The following is a 16,442-nucleotide window of genomic DNA, read 5'->3' as shown; positions in this document are numbered from 1 at the left end:
TCTATCGCTGGCTCAAACAATTCACAAATTACGAATCTAATTCAACTTATACATAAACTGTTCCTTTTCCAGCTCCTCAATAAGTTCCTGCGAAATTTGCACTTTACGTTTACGGCTGGGCATTTTTAGTTTTACCTGCTCTGCCATGTCATAAACTATGAATTGTAGTTGACATTCGCCTTTATGCGTATTAAATGTGTCGTTTAACCAATCGATCTTTTCAGCTTTCAGATCCTGAACATTTAGCTGAATTGTTAGTTTCTTCGCATTCTTGTCCATGATATCATGTAACAAACTAATATCCCGAAACTGTATTCTTGGTTCTCCTTTTTTCCCGGTATCCTTGTTTGTCCAACCTTCTTTCACAAAGATCTTAAGATGAATAAAGTTATTAGGAACAAAGAAATGTTTCATACGCAGATATTCTTCTCCAAATATTTTGAACTCGTAAGACTCCTCGTAATCTTCTACCGTGAATATCGCCCAGCCTTTCCCATTCTTGGAGACCCTGTGCTGTACATCGACCACTACACATCCAATGGTGAGTTCTCTATTTACGATGCTTTCCAGTTCCCGGCAATCTGACAATTTACCATTACAGAAATAACTCATTTCTATTCTAAAATCATCCAATGGATGTCCAGAAATATAAATTCCCACCACTTCCTTTTCTCTTCGTAGCTTCTCCATAGTTCCCCATTCACTACAAGGTGGAACTTCCGGCTCGGGAATCTGAACATCGCTAGCTTCCCCAAACAGACTTACCTGAGAGGAATTCTGACTTTCCTGGAATTTCTGCGCATACTTCACCACCTTTTCCAGGAAGCTCATTCCGATACCATCGTCATGGAAATATTGCGCTCTATGCGTACCGCCAAACCCATCGAATCCCCCGGCGAGGGCAAGATTCTCAAAAGCTTTTTTATTTGCAGAGCGTAGATCTATCCTTTTAGCCATGTCGAAAATAGATCTATAGGGACCTTCTTTAGACTTCCTGTTTTCAACAATAGTTGCTACAGCGCCTGAACCAACTCCTTTGATCGCACCCATTCCAAATCTTACTGCATTTTCCTTGTTTACAGAGAATTTATAATAGGATTCATTTACATCGGGTCCAAGAACATTCAGTTTCATTCGTTTGCACTCTTCCATAAAAAACGTTACCTGCTTGATGTCATTCATATTATTGGAGAGTACCGCTGCCATATATTCTGCAGGATAATGCGCTTTTAAATATGCTGTTTGATAGGCGATCCAGGCGTAACAGGTAGAGTGGGATTTGTTAAATGCATAAGAAGCGAAGGCTTCCCAGTCTTTCCAGATCTTTTCCAACACCTCTGCAGGATGACCTTTGGCATTCCCGCCATCTATGAATTTTGGCTTTAGTTGCGCCAGTAAAGCAACAAGTTTTTTACCCATCGCTTTACGCAGCATATCGGCTTCACCTTTACTAAATCCTGCCAGCTTTTGCGATAGCAACATCACCTGCTCCTGGTACACTGTGATCCCGTAAGTTTCCTCAAGGTATTCTTCCATTTCTGGAAGGTCATAGGAGATCTCTTCATCGCCATGCTTCCTTGCAATGAAACTTGGAATATATTCCATAGGTCCCGGTCGGTACAAGGCGTTCATAGCGATAAGGTCATCGAAAACCGTTGGCTTTAATGCCTGCATGTGTTTTTGCATACCCGGTGATTCATACTGGAAAATTCCGACTGTTTCTCCTCGCTGGAATAATTTATAGGTTTCTTCATCATCAAGTGGAAAACTATCCGGGTCAAGGTCTATATCATGTCTTCCCTTTACGATCTTCACCGTATCCTTGATCAAGGTAAGGGTCTTCAGACCCAAAAAGTCCATTTTTAGCAGTCCGGCACTTTCTACGACCGAGTTATCAAACTGAGTAACGTAAAGATCTGAATCTTTAGCCACCGAAACTGGCACATAATTGGTAATATCCCCGGGAGTAATGATCACCCCGCAGGCGTGTATTCCTGTATTTCTAACTGAGCCTTCTAGGATTCTAGCCTGGTTTACTGTCTCTGCTTCCAGATCATCTCCTTCAGCAATATTTAGAAGCTCGTTAATTTTTTCAATTTCATCTCCACGAAATTTAGACCGGATGGTCTTTTCATCCATGGCAAATAGTTTCCCTAGCTTAGTATTCGGAATTAGTTTCGCAATCCTGTCTGAGTCCATAAGAGGAAGATCCAGCACCCGTGCGGTATCCCGTATGGAGGATTTTGCCGCCATAGTTCCGTAGGTAATGATCTGCGCCACTTGGTTCGCACCATATTTTTCGATCACATAATCCATCACCCGGCTTCGACCTTCATCATCAAAGTCGATATCAATATCGGGCATACTCACACGATCAGGATTCAGGAATCTCTCAAAAAGTAAATCATACTTGATAGGATCGATATTGGTGATCCACAAACAATATGCTACTACAGAACCCGCGGCAGATCCCCGTCCAGGCCCAACCGAAACTCCCATAGCCCGGGCAGCCCTGATAAAATCTTCCACAATAAGGAAGTAACCTGGATAACCGGTATTTTCAATTACCGACAGCTCAAAGTTGAGTCGTTCTTCAATATCTGGAGTGATCTCTGGATATCTCTTTCGAGCTCCTTCAAAAGTAATATGTTTTAGAAAAGCGTTTTCACCTCTTTTCCCTCCATCTACAAGATCCTCTTCGCTCTGAAATTCTTCAGGAATTTCAAATGCCGGAAGTAAAACATCTCTGGCCAGCTCAAAAGGCTCAATTTTATCTACAATTTCCTGAATATTACTAATGGCATCTGGAAGATCCTTGAAAAGCCGCTTCATTTCATTTCCAGACTTGAAGTAATATTCGGTATTAGGTAAACCATAACGATAACCTCTTCCGCGGCCAATAGGCGTGGCCTGCTTTTCACCATCCTTTACACACAACAAGATATCGTGCGCATTGGCATCTTCCTGTTTCCAGTAGTAGGTATTGTTGGTAGCGATCAGTTTTACCTCATGTTTTCTGGAAAATTCCACAAGCACGGGATTCACTCTGTTCTCATCCTCCTGGTCATGACGCATCAATTCGATATAAAGATCCTCACCGAATTCTTCTTTCCACCATAACAAAGCTTCTTCAGCCTGTTTTTCACCAACATTTAGAATCTTACTGGGAACTTCACCGTATAGATTACCAGTAAGCACGATCAGATCCTCTTTGTATTCCTTAATTACTTCCTTGTCAATACGAGGTACATAATAGAAACCATCGGTATAGGCCTTGGAAGACATTTTTGCGAGGTTATGGTATCCCTTCTTATTCTTTGCAAGGATCACGACCTGATAACCATTGTCTTTTCTACTCTTATCTAAATGATTCTCACAAACAAAGAATTCACATCCTAATATGGCTTTCAATGGCTTTCTAAGCGCTTCGCCATTCTCTTCTGCCGTGGCATTATGATCTGCGACACCTTTATTATAAGACCCCACTTCCTTTACGAAGTGAAAGGCCCCCATCATGTTCGCGTGATCTGTTAACGCAACTGCACTCATATCCTCTTCAGCGGCTGCAGCAACCAGATCAGGTATACTTATAGTCGATTGTAAAACTGAAAACTGCGAATGATTATGAAGATGTGCAAAGCGTATCTCATCCAGCTTTTCGAGATTCTCTTGAATTTCTTCATTGGAGATATCATCTGTAGGCTGTTGTTTTTCCAGCCTTTTTCTAATTCTATCTGACGCTTTCTTTAAGTTAATATGCTTTAGACCTATAAGCTCTATACTCACCGGATTTTCTTCGGAAAAGTTTTCAAAATAGCCTGCAGGAACGTCGAGCTCATCCAGCGTATAAATCCTTTGCCTGATAAGTTCTAAAAAACACCGGGTAGTAGCTTCAACATCTGCAGTAGCGTTGTGCGCTTCAGCAAAAGGTTCATTAAAAAGAAATTCGTGAAGCTCGGTAAGAGTTGGTAGTTTGAATTTACCACCACGACCTCCAGGAATCTCACAAAGCGATGCAGTTTTCTCCGTACAGGTATCCAGAACTGGCATTTCCTGAAGGGAATTATCAAAGTTTCTTCTGATGAATTCCGCCCCCATGATATTCAGGTCAAAACCAACATTCTGGCCAACAATAAACTTAGATTTCTGAATGGCGATATTGAACTTCTCCAGCACCTCATCCAAAGAAATTCCCTGTTCCCTAGCCAGATCTGTCGATATACCGTGAATTCTTTCAGAATCATAGGGAATATCAAAACCCTCAGGTTGTATAAGATAATCCTGATTCTCGATAAGATTACCCATCTCATCATGTAACTGCCAGGCGATCTGTATACAGCGTGGCCAGTTATCAGAATCGGTTAAAGGGGCATCCCATCGCTTAGGTAAACCGGTGGTTTCAGTGTCAAAAATCAGGTACATTCCTTGGTATTTAAAGCCTTAAAAGAAGATATTCAAGAGGTTAGTTTTTGCCAACCTTCCGCGCTAAATTAATGAACTTTAGGCCTGATAAAAAACTTTGTTTTAAGGAATTATTAACCATAAAAAAAGCCTCACAAAATCCTGAAAATTCAGAAATTCTGTGAGGCCTGATACGAACACAAAAAACTACTACTACTTCAATCAAACATGGTTCGCATCATTTATTTTACTGTAAGATCAGATTGGTTAATTTCTGATCTAGTTTATTCTAGGCGATATCTTCTAAAGCCTTCACTTCATTAAGAGATGCTACAATAGCATTCTTTTGCTTCATTAGTACATTTCCAGTACTTGCAGGAACTTCAGAATCCTTAAGGATTTCTTCGTATTCCTCTACAGCTGCTTTTTCTCCACGAATAGCTTCTTCAAGAACTGCTTCATCTTTATCTCCAGATAAGCTAGCTTTTAAATTCATCCATCCACGGTGAAGATCACCTGCGATACTTGTTCCTTTATCCGGAGCTTCTCCGAAGTTGCTGATCTCGGATTTTAATTCATGTCCAAAATCGTAACGTTCCTGTGCACGAGCAGAGAAAAAACTCTTTAATCGTTGGTTATTTACTTTTTCAGCTGCCAGTTTATATCCTTTCTCAGCGTCATAATTCTTTTCTAGTAACTCATTAAGTTTCTTAGATACATTTTCTGAATAACTCATTGCTTTATTTTTTTTCATATTAGTTACCCAAAGATATGCTGAGAAAACCGCGATAACAACCTATTTAACAGGGTTTAGCACTAATTAACCTCTTTTAACAGGCAGCATTATTTTTAACTAAAATAACTCCCAAAATGGCAGATTTCGAGACTTCAGCTGAGCATTTTAAAATCTAAAGCTAAAGTGTTCAGAATTAGAAAAATGTAGTATCTTTGCAGCCTTATTAATAATCGGGGTCGAGAACCCCAAAATTTAATTTTTATGCCAGTAAAAATAAGATTACAAAGACACGGTAAAAAAGGAAAACCTTTTTTCTGGATCGTAGCAGCGGATACCCGCTCTAAAAGAGATGGTAAATTCCTTGACAAATTAGGGATCTACAATCCAAACACAAATCCTGCAACTATCGAATTAGATGTTGATGGAGCTGTAAAATGGTTGCAGAACGGTGCTCAGCCAACTGACACTGCTCGTGCAATTCTTTCTTACAAAGGAGCTTTACTTAAGAAACACCTTGCAGGTGGAGTTAAGAAAGGTGCTTTAACTGAAGAACAGGCTGAAGAGAAATTCAACGCCTGGATGGAAGAGAAAGAAGGAAAAGTTGACGCAAAGAAAGATTCTTTGACGAAAGCTCAGGAAGCTGAAAAAGCGAAAGCTTTAGAAGCTGAAAAAGAAGTAAACGCTAAACGTGACGCTGAAGCAAGAGAAGCTGCTGAAGCTGAAACGAAAGCGGTTGCTGAAGCTGAAGCGGCTGCAACTGCAGAAGCTACAGATGACGCAACTGTCGAAGCTGCTGAAGAAGAAGTGGGCGCTGCAACTGCAGAAGAAGCTAATACTGAAGACAAAAAAGACGCTTAAAACAGTAGACGATGACTAAGGAAGATTGTTTCTACCTGGGGCGCATCGTCACAAAATTTAGTTTTAAGGGCGAGGTGCTTATTAAATTAGACACCGACGAACCTGAACTTTACACAGAAATGGAATCGGTTTTCGTTGAATACAACGAAAACCTGGTTCCATTTTTTATTGAAAGATCTTACCTCCACAAAAGTACTCTTCTAAGAGCCAAGATCGAAGATATCGATACCGAGCAGGATGCAGAAGACATGATTGGCGCAGAACTCTACCTGCCTCTTGAACAATTACCTCAGCTTCCCGACGATAAATTCTACTTCCATGAGATCATAGGTTTTGATGTTATCGATCAACAACACGGGAATATTGGAAAGATTGTTTCCATCAACGATACTACAGCCCAGGCGCTGTTCGAAATTGATAAGGATGGCAAACAAATCCTGATTCCAATGAATGATGAGTTTATTGAAAAGGTAGATAAAAAGAATAAGGAGATCAAAGTTATCACCCCTGAAGGTCTGGTTGACCTTTACCTTAGCTAAGCATAGGTTTCATCCCATCCAAACGCCTCCAGTATTGGATCATAGACTATAGCTCCCTTTACAATATTAAGTCCCTTAGCAAGCAATGGATCATGATCACATGCCTTTTCCCAACCTGCATCTGCAAGTTTGAGAACATAAGGTAGTGTAACATTCGTTAAAGCAAGCGTTGAAGTATATGGCACCGCTCCAGGCATGTTGGCCACACAATAATGTACAATATCATCAATGATATAAGCAGGATCTTCGTGCGTAGTCGGTCTCGTGGTTTCGATACAACCTCCCTGGTCCACCGCTACATCCACAATCACTGCCCCTGGCTGCATGGTTTTAAGCATATCTCTGGTTACCAGTTTTGGAGCCTTTGCACCTGTGATTAGCACACCACCAACCACAAGATCTGAAGTTTTCAAGTGTTTCCTAATATTATATTCGTTCGAGAATTCGGTAACCACATGGCTAGGCATGATATCGTTCACGTATCTTAATTTGTTCATGTTCACATCAAGAACGGTCACCTGTGCACCTAATCCAGCAGCCATTTTCGCTGCCTGAATCCCGACCACACCTGCACCCAGCACAAGCACTTTACCTGGCGGAACACCCGGCACACCACCAAGCAACAAACCTTTACTCTGAACAGGTTTTTCAAGATATTTGGCTCCCTGCTGAATAGCCATCCTTCCTGCTACCTCACTCATAGGAGTCAATAATGGCAATGTACCATCCTTATCTTCTACCGTTTCATAAGCTATACACACAGATTTACTACGCATCATGGCTTCCGTAAGATTCTGGTTGGAAGCAAAATGGAAATATGTAAATACTATCTGATCTTCTTTAATTAGACCATATTCCTGTTCAATCGGTTCTTTGACCTTTACGATCATATCGCTAGCCTCGTAAACCCGGTCTATGGATGGAAGAATTGTAGCACCTGCAGCATGATAGTCTTTGTCATCAAAACCACTGGAATCACCAGCAGTTGATTGTACATAAACTTCATGACCTTTCTTCGAAAGTTCGAGTACTCCGGCGGGTGTCATACCCACCCTGTTTTCATTGTTTTTGATCTCCTTCGGAATTCCAATTTTCATGGTAAATAAATTTGTTTCCGAAAAATAGTGAAGAAAATAAAAATAGGGGTGTAAAAAGTTACAAATAACATTTTACACCCCTATATAATAATTTAAAGGGGGTTACATTACGATATTTACAATTTTACCCGGAACGACTATAACTTTCTTAGGGGTGGATCCGTCTAATTGATTTTTAGTCCTGTCATCGTCAAGAACATTCTTTTCAATTTCCTCTCTGGACATATCCATAGGTAATTCCATTGTAAATCTCATTTTACCATTAAAAGAAACCGGGTAGTTCTTCGTGCTCTCCACAAGAAATTTCTCCTCATACACTGGATATTCCGCAGTGGTAATAGATTCAGCATTACCAAGTTTTTCCCAAAGTTCTTCGGCAATGTGAGGTGCGTAAGGTGCAATAAGCACAGTTAAAGGCTTTAGTACCTCCCTTTGGTTACAGTTTTGAGAAGTAAGCTCATTTACACAGATCATAAATGTAGAAACCGAAGTATTGAAACTGAAGTCTTCAATATCCTCTGTTACTTTTTTAATTGTCTTATGTAATGTCTTTAGTGAGTCGGCTGAAGCTTTATCGTTAGTAACAACGAACCGCTCTTCATTATGGAAAAGCTTCCAGAATTTTTTCAGAAAATTATGTACGCCAGTAATTCCCGCTGTATTCCATGGTTTTGCCTGTTCGAGCGGCCCCAGGAACATTTCGTACATTCTTAGTGTATCTGCACCATATCGCTCACAGATCTCATCTGGATTAACCACATTGTATTTAGACTTGGACATTTTCTCCACTTCCCTTCCAACAATATACCTTCCATCTTCCAGCACGAATTTAGCATCTGCAAATTCAGGTCTCCACTTTTTGAATCCTTCTATATCAAGTTCATCTGAGGAATTTACCAATGAAACATCCACATGAATTGGCTGCACGTTGTTTCCCTTGATCTGGGTACTTGATATAAATACATTCTCTCCTTCAAGCCTGTATACAAAAGCACTGGTTCCCAGGATCATTCCCTGGTTGATCAATTTCTTGAATGGCTCCTCTACCGTAAGTCTCCCACGATCGCTTAGAAATTTGGTCCAGAATCTGGAATATAATAAATGACCCGTAGCATGTTCGCTACCACCAATATAAAGATCCACATTTTCCCAGTACTGCTGTGCCTCTTCGGAAACGAAAGTATCAGGATTTCCAGCATCCATATATCTGAAAAGATACCAGCTACTTCCAGCCCATCCCGGCATGGTATTCAATTCCAACTGAAATACTGTCGAGTTATTAATTTTATCATTAGAAACTACCTCATTTTTTTCAGTATCCCATGCCCAGTTAGTAGCATTTCCCAAAGGTGGCTCACCGGTTTCGGTAGGAAGATACTTCTCTACTTCTGGTAACCTCAATGGAAGGTGCTCCAAATCTATCATTTTTGGCAGTCCATTTACATAGTAAACAGGAAATGGCTCTCCCCAATATCTTTGTCGGCTAAAAACGGCATCTCTAAGCCTGTAATTTGTCTTACCATAACCCTGACCTGTTTTTTCAAGCTCAAGGATTACTCGGTTGAGTGCTTCTTTATATTCCAGTCCGCTAAGAAAATCTGAATTTGCGATCACCGTTCCTTCTTTGCCCGTATAAGCTTCCTGGGAAACATCTACGTCTTCGAAAATATTAGTAATAGGCAGATCAAAATGTCTTGCAAAGTCATGATCTCTTTGGTCTCCACAAGGAACGGCCATTACGGCTCCGGTTCCGTATCCAGCCAGCACGTAATCCCCGATCCAGATTGGAACAGGCTCTTTTGTAAATGGATGTTCTGCATAAGCACCGGTGAAAGCACCGCTAATGGTCTTTACATCTGCCATTCGCTCACGCTCACTCCTTTTTGCCGTAACTTCAATATAAGCTTCAACTTCTTCCTTGCGATCTTCAGTAGTTATCTTAGATACAAGCTCATGTTCCGGAGCAAGTGTCATAAAATTAACTCCAAATATAGTATCGGGTCTGGTGGTGAAAACTTCAAATTCTGCATCGCTGTTCATTACTTTAAAAGCAACCTGAGCACCTACAGATTTCCCGATCCAGTTACGTTGACTCTCTTTCAGACTTTCGGTCCAGTCAAGTTTATTTAGATCTTGCAGCAATCTTTCAGCAAAAGCTGAGATTCTCATGCTCCACTGGGTCATTTTTTTACGAACTACCGGGTAGCCTCCTCTTTCAGAAACACCATTTACGATCTCATCATTAGCGAGAACGGTTCCCAGTTGCGGGCACCAGTTTACTTCAGTTTCAGCGAGGTAAGTAAGTCGGTATTTTAATAATATTTGCTCTTTTTCATCTTCAGAATAACGATTCCATTCTTCCGCAGAGAATTCAGCAATATCAGCATCACAGGCAGCGTTAACCCTTGTATTCCCTTCCGAAGAAAAAATATCCATCAGTTCAGAAACCGGTCTGGACTTTTCAGCTTCCAGATCATACCAGCTCTCGAATAACTGGATAAAGATCCACTGTGTCCATTTATAATAATCTGGCTCACTGGTACGCACTTCGCGACTCCAGTCGAATGAAAACCCGATCTTATCAAGTTGCTCCCGGTATCGGGCAATGTTATTTTGAGTTGTTAACGCAGGATGCTGCCCCGTCTGGATCGCGTACTGCTCTGCCGGAAGCCCAAAACTATCATATCCCTGAGGATGCAATACGTTAAATCCCTTATGCCGCTTGTATCGAGCATAGATATCACTTGCAATATACCCTAAAGGATGCCCTACATGTAAACCCGCTCCAGAAGGATAAGGAAACATATCTAGCACATAATATTTGGGTTTATTGGTGTTGTTAGTAGCCTTGAAAGTCTGGTTTTGCGCCCAGTATTTCTGCCATTTCTCCTCGATCTTATTAAAGTGGTAACTCATGTGATATCTGCTTAACTAAATTCTTATGAACAGCCCGGGAAAGTTCAAAACCCCGAAGCACAGGTGGCGGGTTCTCTCCTGCCATTTTTATACGGATGCAAAAATACAATTTTAAAGGACTTTTTTAGAGCTAACAAGGAACACTTAAAGTGTTTTTCTCGCCTGCTCTTCCATGGGCTTCAGGCATTCATAGATCATTTTATTCACCGGCGTTTCAATTCCCAGGCGCTCACCTTCCCTAACGATAAAACCATTAAAGTTCTCAATTTCTGAAGGTTTTCCCTCCATAATATCTCTTTGAGTGGAAGCTGTAGTTCCTTGTGGCTGATTTTCGATGATCTGGAAGGCTTTTTCTATATGCTCATCATTCATCGGAATATTTTTGGCATTAGCAACCGACCTGATTTCTGCGAAAGTTTGTTTCATAAGGTCCAACAGGTATGCACTATTTCTAATCTTATCGATACTTACGCGCGTAAGTCCGCCAATTCCACTGATGGTGCAGATAAAAAGAAACTTTTTCCAGATCTCCAGCTGAATATTTTCCGGATTCAGATAATCGATCTTAGCTTCTGAAAGTAAATTACTGATCATCGAACTCCGTTTAGATCTACTATTGTCTGCTTCTCCAAAAACGATCCTTGGTTCAAAAGAGGCGTGTTTGATCTTCCCGGGTTTTTCAATATAACTCACGATAAAACATAAACCCGCAAGTACGTTTTCCTTCGGAAGTATTTCGGTGAGTTTTTCATAATTATCAGCTCCATTCTGTAATGGCAGCACGATCGTATCACTGGAAATAATCTTTTTTAATTCTGAAGCAACCTCTGGAAGTTGCCAGCTTTTAACTCCTAATAATACAAGATCTGGAGTATCAACTTCATTAATATCACTGGTTAACAGTTCGGGATGCACGGTAATATCTCCATTGATACTTTCCAGCTGCAAGCCTGATTCCTTAATTGCCCTCATATGTTCTCCACGAGCAATAAAACTCACTTTGTTCCCTGAATCTGCAAGTCTCGCTCCAAAGTAACCGCCAACTCCACCTGCTCCGTAAACTAAGATTTTCATAAACGTCTTTTGCCCAAATGTACTTATTTCGGTTTAACCTGAAGATCAGTAGGTTCAATCAATAAAACTTCACAACTTTATACATCCAATATTTTCAAAAGTTTAAACGTTTTAAATATTGAGAAAGCTGAACTTTCTTATTTTTACAAAAAATCTGAAGTCACTATATGACCACATCTTTTGAAAGGTATCAAAAACGCCGACTCATATCCTCCTATTTCTCTGTTGTGATTAGTATTGCACTGGTGTTATTTCTTTTAGGAATGCTGGGACTTTTGGTTTTGAACACCAAGAAAGTGGCAGATCACTTTAAAGAACAAATAGCGCTTACCGTATATCTAAAAGATACTGCTAAGGAAGTGGAGATCGAGCAATTGAAGAAGAGCCTGGCGATGGCAGATTACACCAAGACTACTACCTATGTAAGCAAGGAAGATGCTGCTGCTGCACATAGCGAAGAAATTGGGGAGGACTTCATGGAATTCCTGGGTTATAATCCACTGCAGAATTCTATTGATGTCTATATGAATGCCGATTTTGTTTCTTCGGAACAGGTGGATGAAATCGCAGCAGAACTTACTTCCAAGAATTTTGTAGATGAGGTCGTTTATGACAAACCGCTAATCGCCTTATTGAATGATAATGTTAAGAAGATAAGTCTTTGGGTTTTGATTGCAAGTACGGTTTTCACGTTTATCGCCGTGCTGCTTATAAATTCTAGTATCAGACTTGCAGTGTATTCTAAAAGATTTATCATCAAAACCATGCAAATGGTTGGTGCTACCAAAGGTTTTATACGTAGTCCTTTTATCTGGCAAAGTGTTAAACTAGGCCTGATTGGCGCGATTCTCGCTCTTATTGGAATGGCCGCAGTGCTATTCTATCTCAACAATAGTTTTCAGGAATTGAATCTTCTGGGAGATGTAAAAATGCTAGTAATATTATTTTCCGGAATTTTCCTGATGGGTATAGTTATTACCTGGATAAGCACGTATTTCGCTACATCTCGTTTTCTGAATCTTAAAACAGATGAACTTTATTATTAGACCATGAAAAAAGAGAAAGAAATTCATCAAGGAGGAAGTTTTAATACCGGATTCGTTTTCGGAAAAAGAAACTATATGTTCATGTTCATTGGTCTTGCCGTGATCGCACTTGGCTTTATACTAATGTCTGGTGGTGGTAGCGAAGATCCGAACGAATTTAATGATGCTATTTACAACTTTCAACGCATAAGACTTGCGCCGACCCTCGTTCTAATTGGCTTTGCAATCGAAGTCTACGCCATCCTGTTGAACCCACATAAAAAATAATCGAATTTGGATCTATTAGATGCGGTGATCCTCGGGATCATCCAGGGACTTACTGAATTTCTACCGGTTTCCTCAAGCGGACATTTAGAATTGGGAAAATCAATTTTGGGTGACACAAGTGTTCGTGAAGAATCCCTACTTTTTACTGTGGTCTTACATTTTGCAACTGCTTTGAGTACCCTGGTCATCTTCAGAAAAGATGTTTTTGAGATTCTCAAAGGCCTCTTCAGCTTTAAATGGAACGAAGAGACTCAGTTTTCACTAAAGATCATTATTTCTATGCTCCCTGCTGTTATAGTAGGATTACTTTTTGAAGAACAACTCGAAGCCCTTTTCGGTGATAACATTCTAGTTGTTGGCTTTATGCTGATTATTACCGCCTTACTTCTTTGGCTGGCAGATAAAGCAAAAGATACCGGGAAAAAAGTAAGTTATTCTAATGCTTTTATAATTGGTGTAGCCCAGGCCATCGCTATGCTACCAGGAATTTCAAGAAGTGGTGCAACTATTTCCACTTCTGTTTTGCTTGGAAACGATAAAACGAAAGCAGCAAGATTTTCATTCTTAATGGTAGTGCCTCTCATCTTCGGAAAGATCGCTAAGGATCTTTTAGGCGGGGAATTAACTTCGACTTCCACAGACCTAACCGCACTTGCAGTAGGTTTCATAGCTGCTTTTATCGCCGGACTGGTTGCATGCACAGGAATGATCTCTCTTGTTAAAAAAAGCAAGCTATCCTGGTTTGCCATTTATTGTTTTGTAGTGGGAATCGCAGCGATTATTTTTGCCTATGCTCAATAGACAATTTACTGCGGAAGAATTCAAAGCCGGACAGGTACTTCTTTTCGACAAACCTTTGAACTGGACTTCTTTTCAGCTGGTGAACAAAGTAAGATGGCTCATTAGAAGAAGCTGTAATATCAAGAAAATTAAAGTTGGTCATGCTGGAACTTTAGATCCGCTGGCTACCGGACTTTTGATCATTTGCACAGGAAAGTTTACTAAAACCATTCCCGATCTACAGGGACAGATCAAAGAATATACGGGAACCATTAGTCTTGGTGCCACAACACCTTCTTTTGATCTCGAAACCGAATTTGACGCAACTTTCGAAACTTCTCATATTACTGAAGAAAAGTTGCTGGAAACAAGTAAAAACTTTATTGGAAAGATTGAACAAACACCACCTGTCTTTTCAGCTTTGAAAAAGGATGGAAAGCGACTCTATGAATATGCCCGGGAAGGTGAACATGTTGAAGTCAAAAAACGAGAGATCGAAATAAACGCTTTTGATATCGACTCTGGCAAATTTCCTGATATAGACTTCAGAGTAGTTTGTAGCAAAGGAACGTACATTCGTAGCCTGGCTAACGAATTTGGGATGGCTTTAGACAGTGGAGCACATCTTTCAGCACTCAGAAGAACCGGTATCGGAGAATATTCCGTAGAAAATGCCATGGATATCGAATCTTTCGAAAAATTCTTACCTTCACGGGAGAACATTTAAGATAGAGGAAACTCTAATCCCATGGATTTTTTCGACAAACACAAAGCTCTTATTATTACTTCCCTGCTATTTGCTGTGCTATTCCTGGCGCTGTACAATCTCAATATGGCTAACAAGAAAAAAGCAGCCGCAGAAATGCTCGTGGATCTTGAACAATTTCAGAAGGAAAAGGCTCCAGAAGAGGAACCTGAAGAACAGGAAGAGCAACCTCAGCAACAACGACGAAACGTCCAGACCAACAAGGCCTATAATGAAGATAAGGAAGCCCGGGATGCTGACATGAAGAACAAGCTGGACGAAATTTTCCAGAAGAATAGTGCCAACCAGGAAGCCGAGGAAAGCAAAGACACCCAGGGCGAAGGAAACTACCAGGTTAATAAGAAAACTGCTGACAGGAAGAAAGATGCTTCGAATGGTGATGATTCCTCTGAAGAGACCTCACAGAAATCGGCAGTATATGATTATAGCAGTATTTCATTTTCCTTAAAGGGGCGTCGTGCGGTTAAGATTCCGAATCCTGTTTATACCTGTGACGTTGCAGGAAAGATCGTGATCAACATTAGCGTGGATGCCAATGGCTATGTACTTGATACCAGCCTGAATAAAGGCAGCTCCACTTCAGGGAACGAATGCCTAGTTGAAAGAGCTATGGAATATGCGGCAGGAGCAAGGTTTAGTAAGCTTGCAGGCAAGAGCGAGCAGCCGGGGACCATCACATACTATTTTAGATCTTAGATTATGGCAGAACCAAAACGATGTGGCTGGTGTGAAGGAGATGCGCTCTATGAAGCTTATCATGACCAGGAATGGGGAGTTCCAGTTCTTGACGACAATAATCTATTCGAATTTCTTAGCCTTGAAACCTTTCAGGCGGGATTGAGCTGGATCACCGTCTTAAGAAAAAGGCAGAATTTCAGGGAAGCATTTGATGATTTCGATTATAGAAAGATCGCTTTATATGAAGAACCGAAGATCACGGAACTAATAGAAAATGCCGGGATCATCCGGAACCAATTGAAAATTAGAGCCACCGTGAATAATGCACAGCAATTCACTAAAATTCAGGATGAGTTTGGCAGTTTTTGTCGATATATCTGGAACTTTGTAGATGGTACTCCAATACAAAATAAAGTCAAGAATTATAAGGAAGCACCTGCGACCACGACTATCAGCGACCAGCTATCAAAAGACCTGAAGAAACGCGGTTTTAAGTTTACCGGCTCCACAGTGATCTATGCACATATGCAAGCAACAGGAATGGTCAATGACCATGAAATTGACTGTTTTCGTTATGATGAGATCAGGAAACTTGGTGAAAAGATGAAAATATAAAAACTATTAGTTGCTACTTTAGATAACTAAGAAACTTTTCTCTCGGGATCTCCTGTGCTCCCAGGCTGGCAAGATGATCTGTATACACCTGGCAGTCTATTAGACGTACGTCTTTCTCCTGAAGTTTTTGAACCATTATTATAAACCCAAATTTAGAAGCGTTGCTCACATTCGCAAACATACTTTCACCGCAGAATAGTTTTTTCTCCCTAAGGTAAATTCCGTATAAACCTCCAACCAGCTTATTATCATCCCATACTTCAGCTGAAATGGCTATTCCCATTCGGTGTAACTCCAGGTAAGATCTCTTAATCTCTGGCGTGATCCAGGTACCATCCTGACCTTTTCTGAAAACTTTTCCGCAGTGATCAATGACCGCTTCAAAATCCTGATTGAATGTGACCTGAAATTTGTTTTGATTCAGATAAGGACGCATACTTTTCGAAATCTTTAGCTCTTCAGGAAACAGCACCATTCTGGGATCTGGCGACCACCATAAAACAGGCTGGCCTTCACTATACCAAGGAAAGATCCCTAAATGATAAGCCTCCAGTATTCGATCAATACTGAGTTCCCGCGTGACTGCAAGAAAACCATCTTCGTCTGCAAGTTCTACTGGGGGAAATCTTTCTTCTGGACCTATAAAATACACATTGTCAATATTGAATA

14 protein-coding genes are annotated in these 16,442 nt (G+C 40.6%); 8 read left to right on the top strand and 6 right to left on the bottom strand.

Annotation, left to right across the window (positions count from 1 at the left end):
* Positions 1-36: 36 nt before the first annotated feature.
* Entirely contained in the window at positions 37-4,422 is a 4,386-nt protein-coding gene (gene dnaE, locus JM79_RS02445) for a DNA polymerase III subunit alpha (protein ID WP_141876647.1), read from the bottom strand.
* A gap of 268 nt (positions 4,423-4,690) precedes the next feature.
* Positions 4,691-5,137 carry a PA2169 family four-helix-bundle protein gene (locus JM79_RS02440; protein WP_141879158.1) on the bottom strand — a complete coding sequence of 149 codons (447 nt, stop codon included), beginning with the start codon at positions 5,135-5,137 and terminating at the stop codon, positions 4,691-4,693.
* Between the two features lie 261 nt (positions 5,138-5,398).
* Here JM79_RS02440 and JM79_RS02435 point away from each other — a divergent pair, with 261 nt between their 5' ends.
* Together JM79_RS02435 and rimM are read left to right on the top strand one after the other, a co-directional pair.
* Entirely contained in the window at positions 5,399-5,995 is a 597-nt protein-coding gene (locus tag JM79_RS02435) for a 30S ribosomal protein S16 (protein ID WP_141876646.1), read from the top strand.
* A gap of 11 nt (positions 5,996-6,006) precedes the next feature.
* The gene (gene rimM / locus JM79_RS02430) at positions 6,007-6,534 is read left to right on the top strand and encodes a ribosome maturation factor RimM (protein ID WP_141876645.1); all 528 of its coding nucleotides are present in this window, start codon (positions 6,007-6,009) and stop codon (positions 6,532-6,534) included.
* Here rimM and ald read toward each other — a convergent pair.
* The 3 genes from ald to JM79_RS02415 all read right to left on the bottom strand — a co-directional run bounded on the left by ald (position 6,531) and on the right by JM79_RS02415 (position 11,621).
* The gene (ald, locus tag JM79_RS02425; protein WP_141876644.1) at positions 6,531-7,631 is read right to left on the bottom strand and encodes an alanine dehydrogenase; all 1,101 of its coding nucleotides are present in this window, start codon (positions 7,629-7,631) and stop codon (positions 6,531-6,533) included. The two genes, rimM and ald, sit on opposite strands and share 4 nt — an antisense overlap.
* A 102-nt stretch (positions 7,632-7,733) precedes the next feature.
* A complete protein-coding gene (gene leuS / locus JM79_RS02420; protein WP_141876643.1) occupies positions 7,734-10,547 on the bottom strand; it encodes a leucine--tRNA ligase in 2,814 nt (937 codons plus the stop codon).
* Positions 10,548-10,691: 144 nt separating this feature from the next.
* Positions 10,692-11,621, bottom strand: coding sequence for a 2-dehydropantoate 2-reductase (locus tag JM79_RS02415; protein ID WP_141876642.1), 930 nt, complete (start codon positions 11,619-11,621; stop codon positions 10,692-10,694).
* A 167-nt stretch (positions 11,622-11,788) separates the two neighbouring features.
* On the opposite strand from JM79_RS02415, the gene JM79_RS02410 reads away from it, so the two are divergent.
* The 6 genes from JM79_RS02410 to JM79_RS02385 are packed head-to-tail and all read left to right on the top strand — an operon-like array spanning position 11,789 to position 15,773.
* Positions 11,789-12,667 (top strand): permease-like cell division protein FtsX, encoded by an 879-nt coding sequence (locus JM79_RS02410; RefSeq protein WP_141876641.1) that lies wholly within the window; start codon positions 11,789-11,791, stop codon positions 12,665-12,667.
* Between the two features lie 3 nt (positions 12,668-12,670).
* Complete coding sequence (locus JM79_RS02405) at positions 12,671-12,934, top strand: DUF3098 domain-containing protein (RefSeq protein WP_026914657.1); 264 nt, start codon at positions 12,671-12,673, stop codon at positions 12,932-12,934.
* A 6-nt stretch (positions 12,935-12,940) separates the two neighbouring features.
* A complete protein-coding gene (locus JM79_RS02400; RefSeq protein ID WP_141876640.1) occupies positions 12,941-13,735 on the top strand; it encodes an undecaprenyl-diphosphate phosphatase in 795 nt (264 codons plus the stop codon).
* Positions 13,725-14,441, top strand: coding sequence for a tRNA pseudouridine(55) synthase TruB (gene truB, locus JM79_RS02395; protein ID WP_141876639.1), 717 nt, complete (start codon positions 13,725-13,727; stop codon positions 14,439-14,441). Before JM79_RS02400 ends, truB begins: the two co-directional genes overlap by 11 nt.
* Positions 14,442-14,462: 21 nt before the next feature.
* Entirely contained in the window at positions 14,463-15,176 is a 714-nt protein-coding gene (locus JM79_RS02390) for a hypothetical protein (RefSeq protein WP_141876638.1), read from the top strand.
* Between the two features lie 3 nt (positions 15,177-15,179).
* Complete coding sequence (locus JM79_RS02385) at positions 15,180-15,773, top strand: DNA-3-methyladenine glycosylase I (RefSeq protein ID WP_141876637.1); 594 nt, start codon at positions 15,180-15,182, stop codon at positions 15,771-15,773.
* A 13-nt stretch (positions 15,774-15,786) separates the two neighbouring features.
* On the opposite strand, the gene aat is transcribed toward JM79_RS02385, so the two are convergent.
* A complete protein-coding gene (aat, locus tag JM79_RS02380) occupies positions 15,787-16,425 on the bottom strand; it encodes a leucyl/phenylalanyl-tRNA--protein transferase (protein WP_141876636.1) in 639 nt (212 codons plus the stop codon).
* Positions 16,426-16,442 lie beyond the last annotated feature (17 nt).

Source organism: Gramella sp. Hel_I_59, from assembly GCF_006714895.1.
Lineage (GTDB): Bacteria > Bacteroidota > Bacteroidia > Flavobacteriales > Flavobacteriaceae > Christiangramia.
Note: the sequence above shows the minus strand (reverse complement) of the source record. Positions and strands in the feature narration are given on the sequence as shown.

Coding starts and splice junctions, on each gene's coding strand:
- dnaE (WP_141876647.1), bottom strand. CDS start 4,422: ATGTACCTGATTTTTGACACTGAAACCACCGGTTTACCTAAGCGATGG.
- JM79_RS02440 (WP_141879158.1), bottom strand. CDS start 5,137: ATGAGTTATTCAGAAAATGTATCTAAGAAACTTAATGAGTTACTAGAA.
- JM79_RS02435 (WP_141876646.1), top strand. CDS start 5,399: ATGCCAGTAAAAATAAGATTACAAAGACACGGTAAAAAAGGAAAACCT.
- rimM (WP_141876645.1), top strand. CDS start 6,007: ATGACTAAGGAAGATTGTTTCTACCTGGGGCGCATCGTCACAAAATTT.
- ald (WP_141876644.1), bottom strand. CDS start 7,631: ATGAAAATTGGAATTCCGAAGGAGATCAAAAACAATGAAAACAGGGTG.
- leuS (WP_141876643.1), bottom strand. CDS start 10,547: ATGAGTTACCACTTTAATAAGATCGAGGAGAAATGGCAGAAATACTGG.
- JM79_RS02415 (WP_141876642.1), bottom strand. CDS start 11,621: ATGAAAATCTTAGTTTACGGAGCAGGTGGAGTTGGCGGTTACTTTGGA.
- JM79_RS02410 (WP_141876641.1), top strand. CDS start 11,789: ATGACCACATCTTTTGAAAGGTATCAAAAACGCCGACTCATATCCTCC.
- JM79_RS02405 (WP_026914657.1), top strand. CDS start 12,671: ATGAAAAAAGAGAAAGAAATTCATCAAGGAGGAAGTTTTAATACCGGA.
- truB (WP_141876639.1), top strand. CDS start 13,725: ATGCTCAATAGACAATTTACTGCGGAAGAATTCAAAGCCGGACAGGTA.
- JM79_RS02390 (WP_141876638.1), top strand. CDS start 14,463: ATGGATTTTTTCGACAAACACAAAGCTCTTATTATTACTTCCCTGCTA.
- JM79_RS02385 (WP_141876637.1), top strand. CDS start 15,180: ATGGCAGAACCAAAACGATGTGGCTGGTGTGAAGGAGATGCGCTCTAT.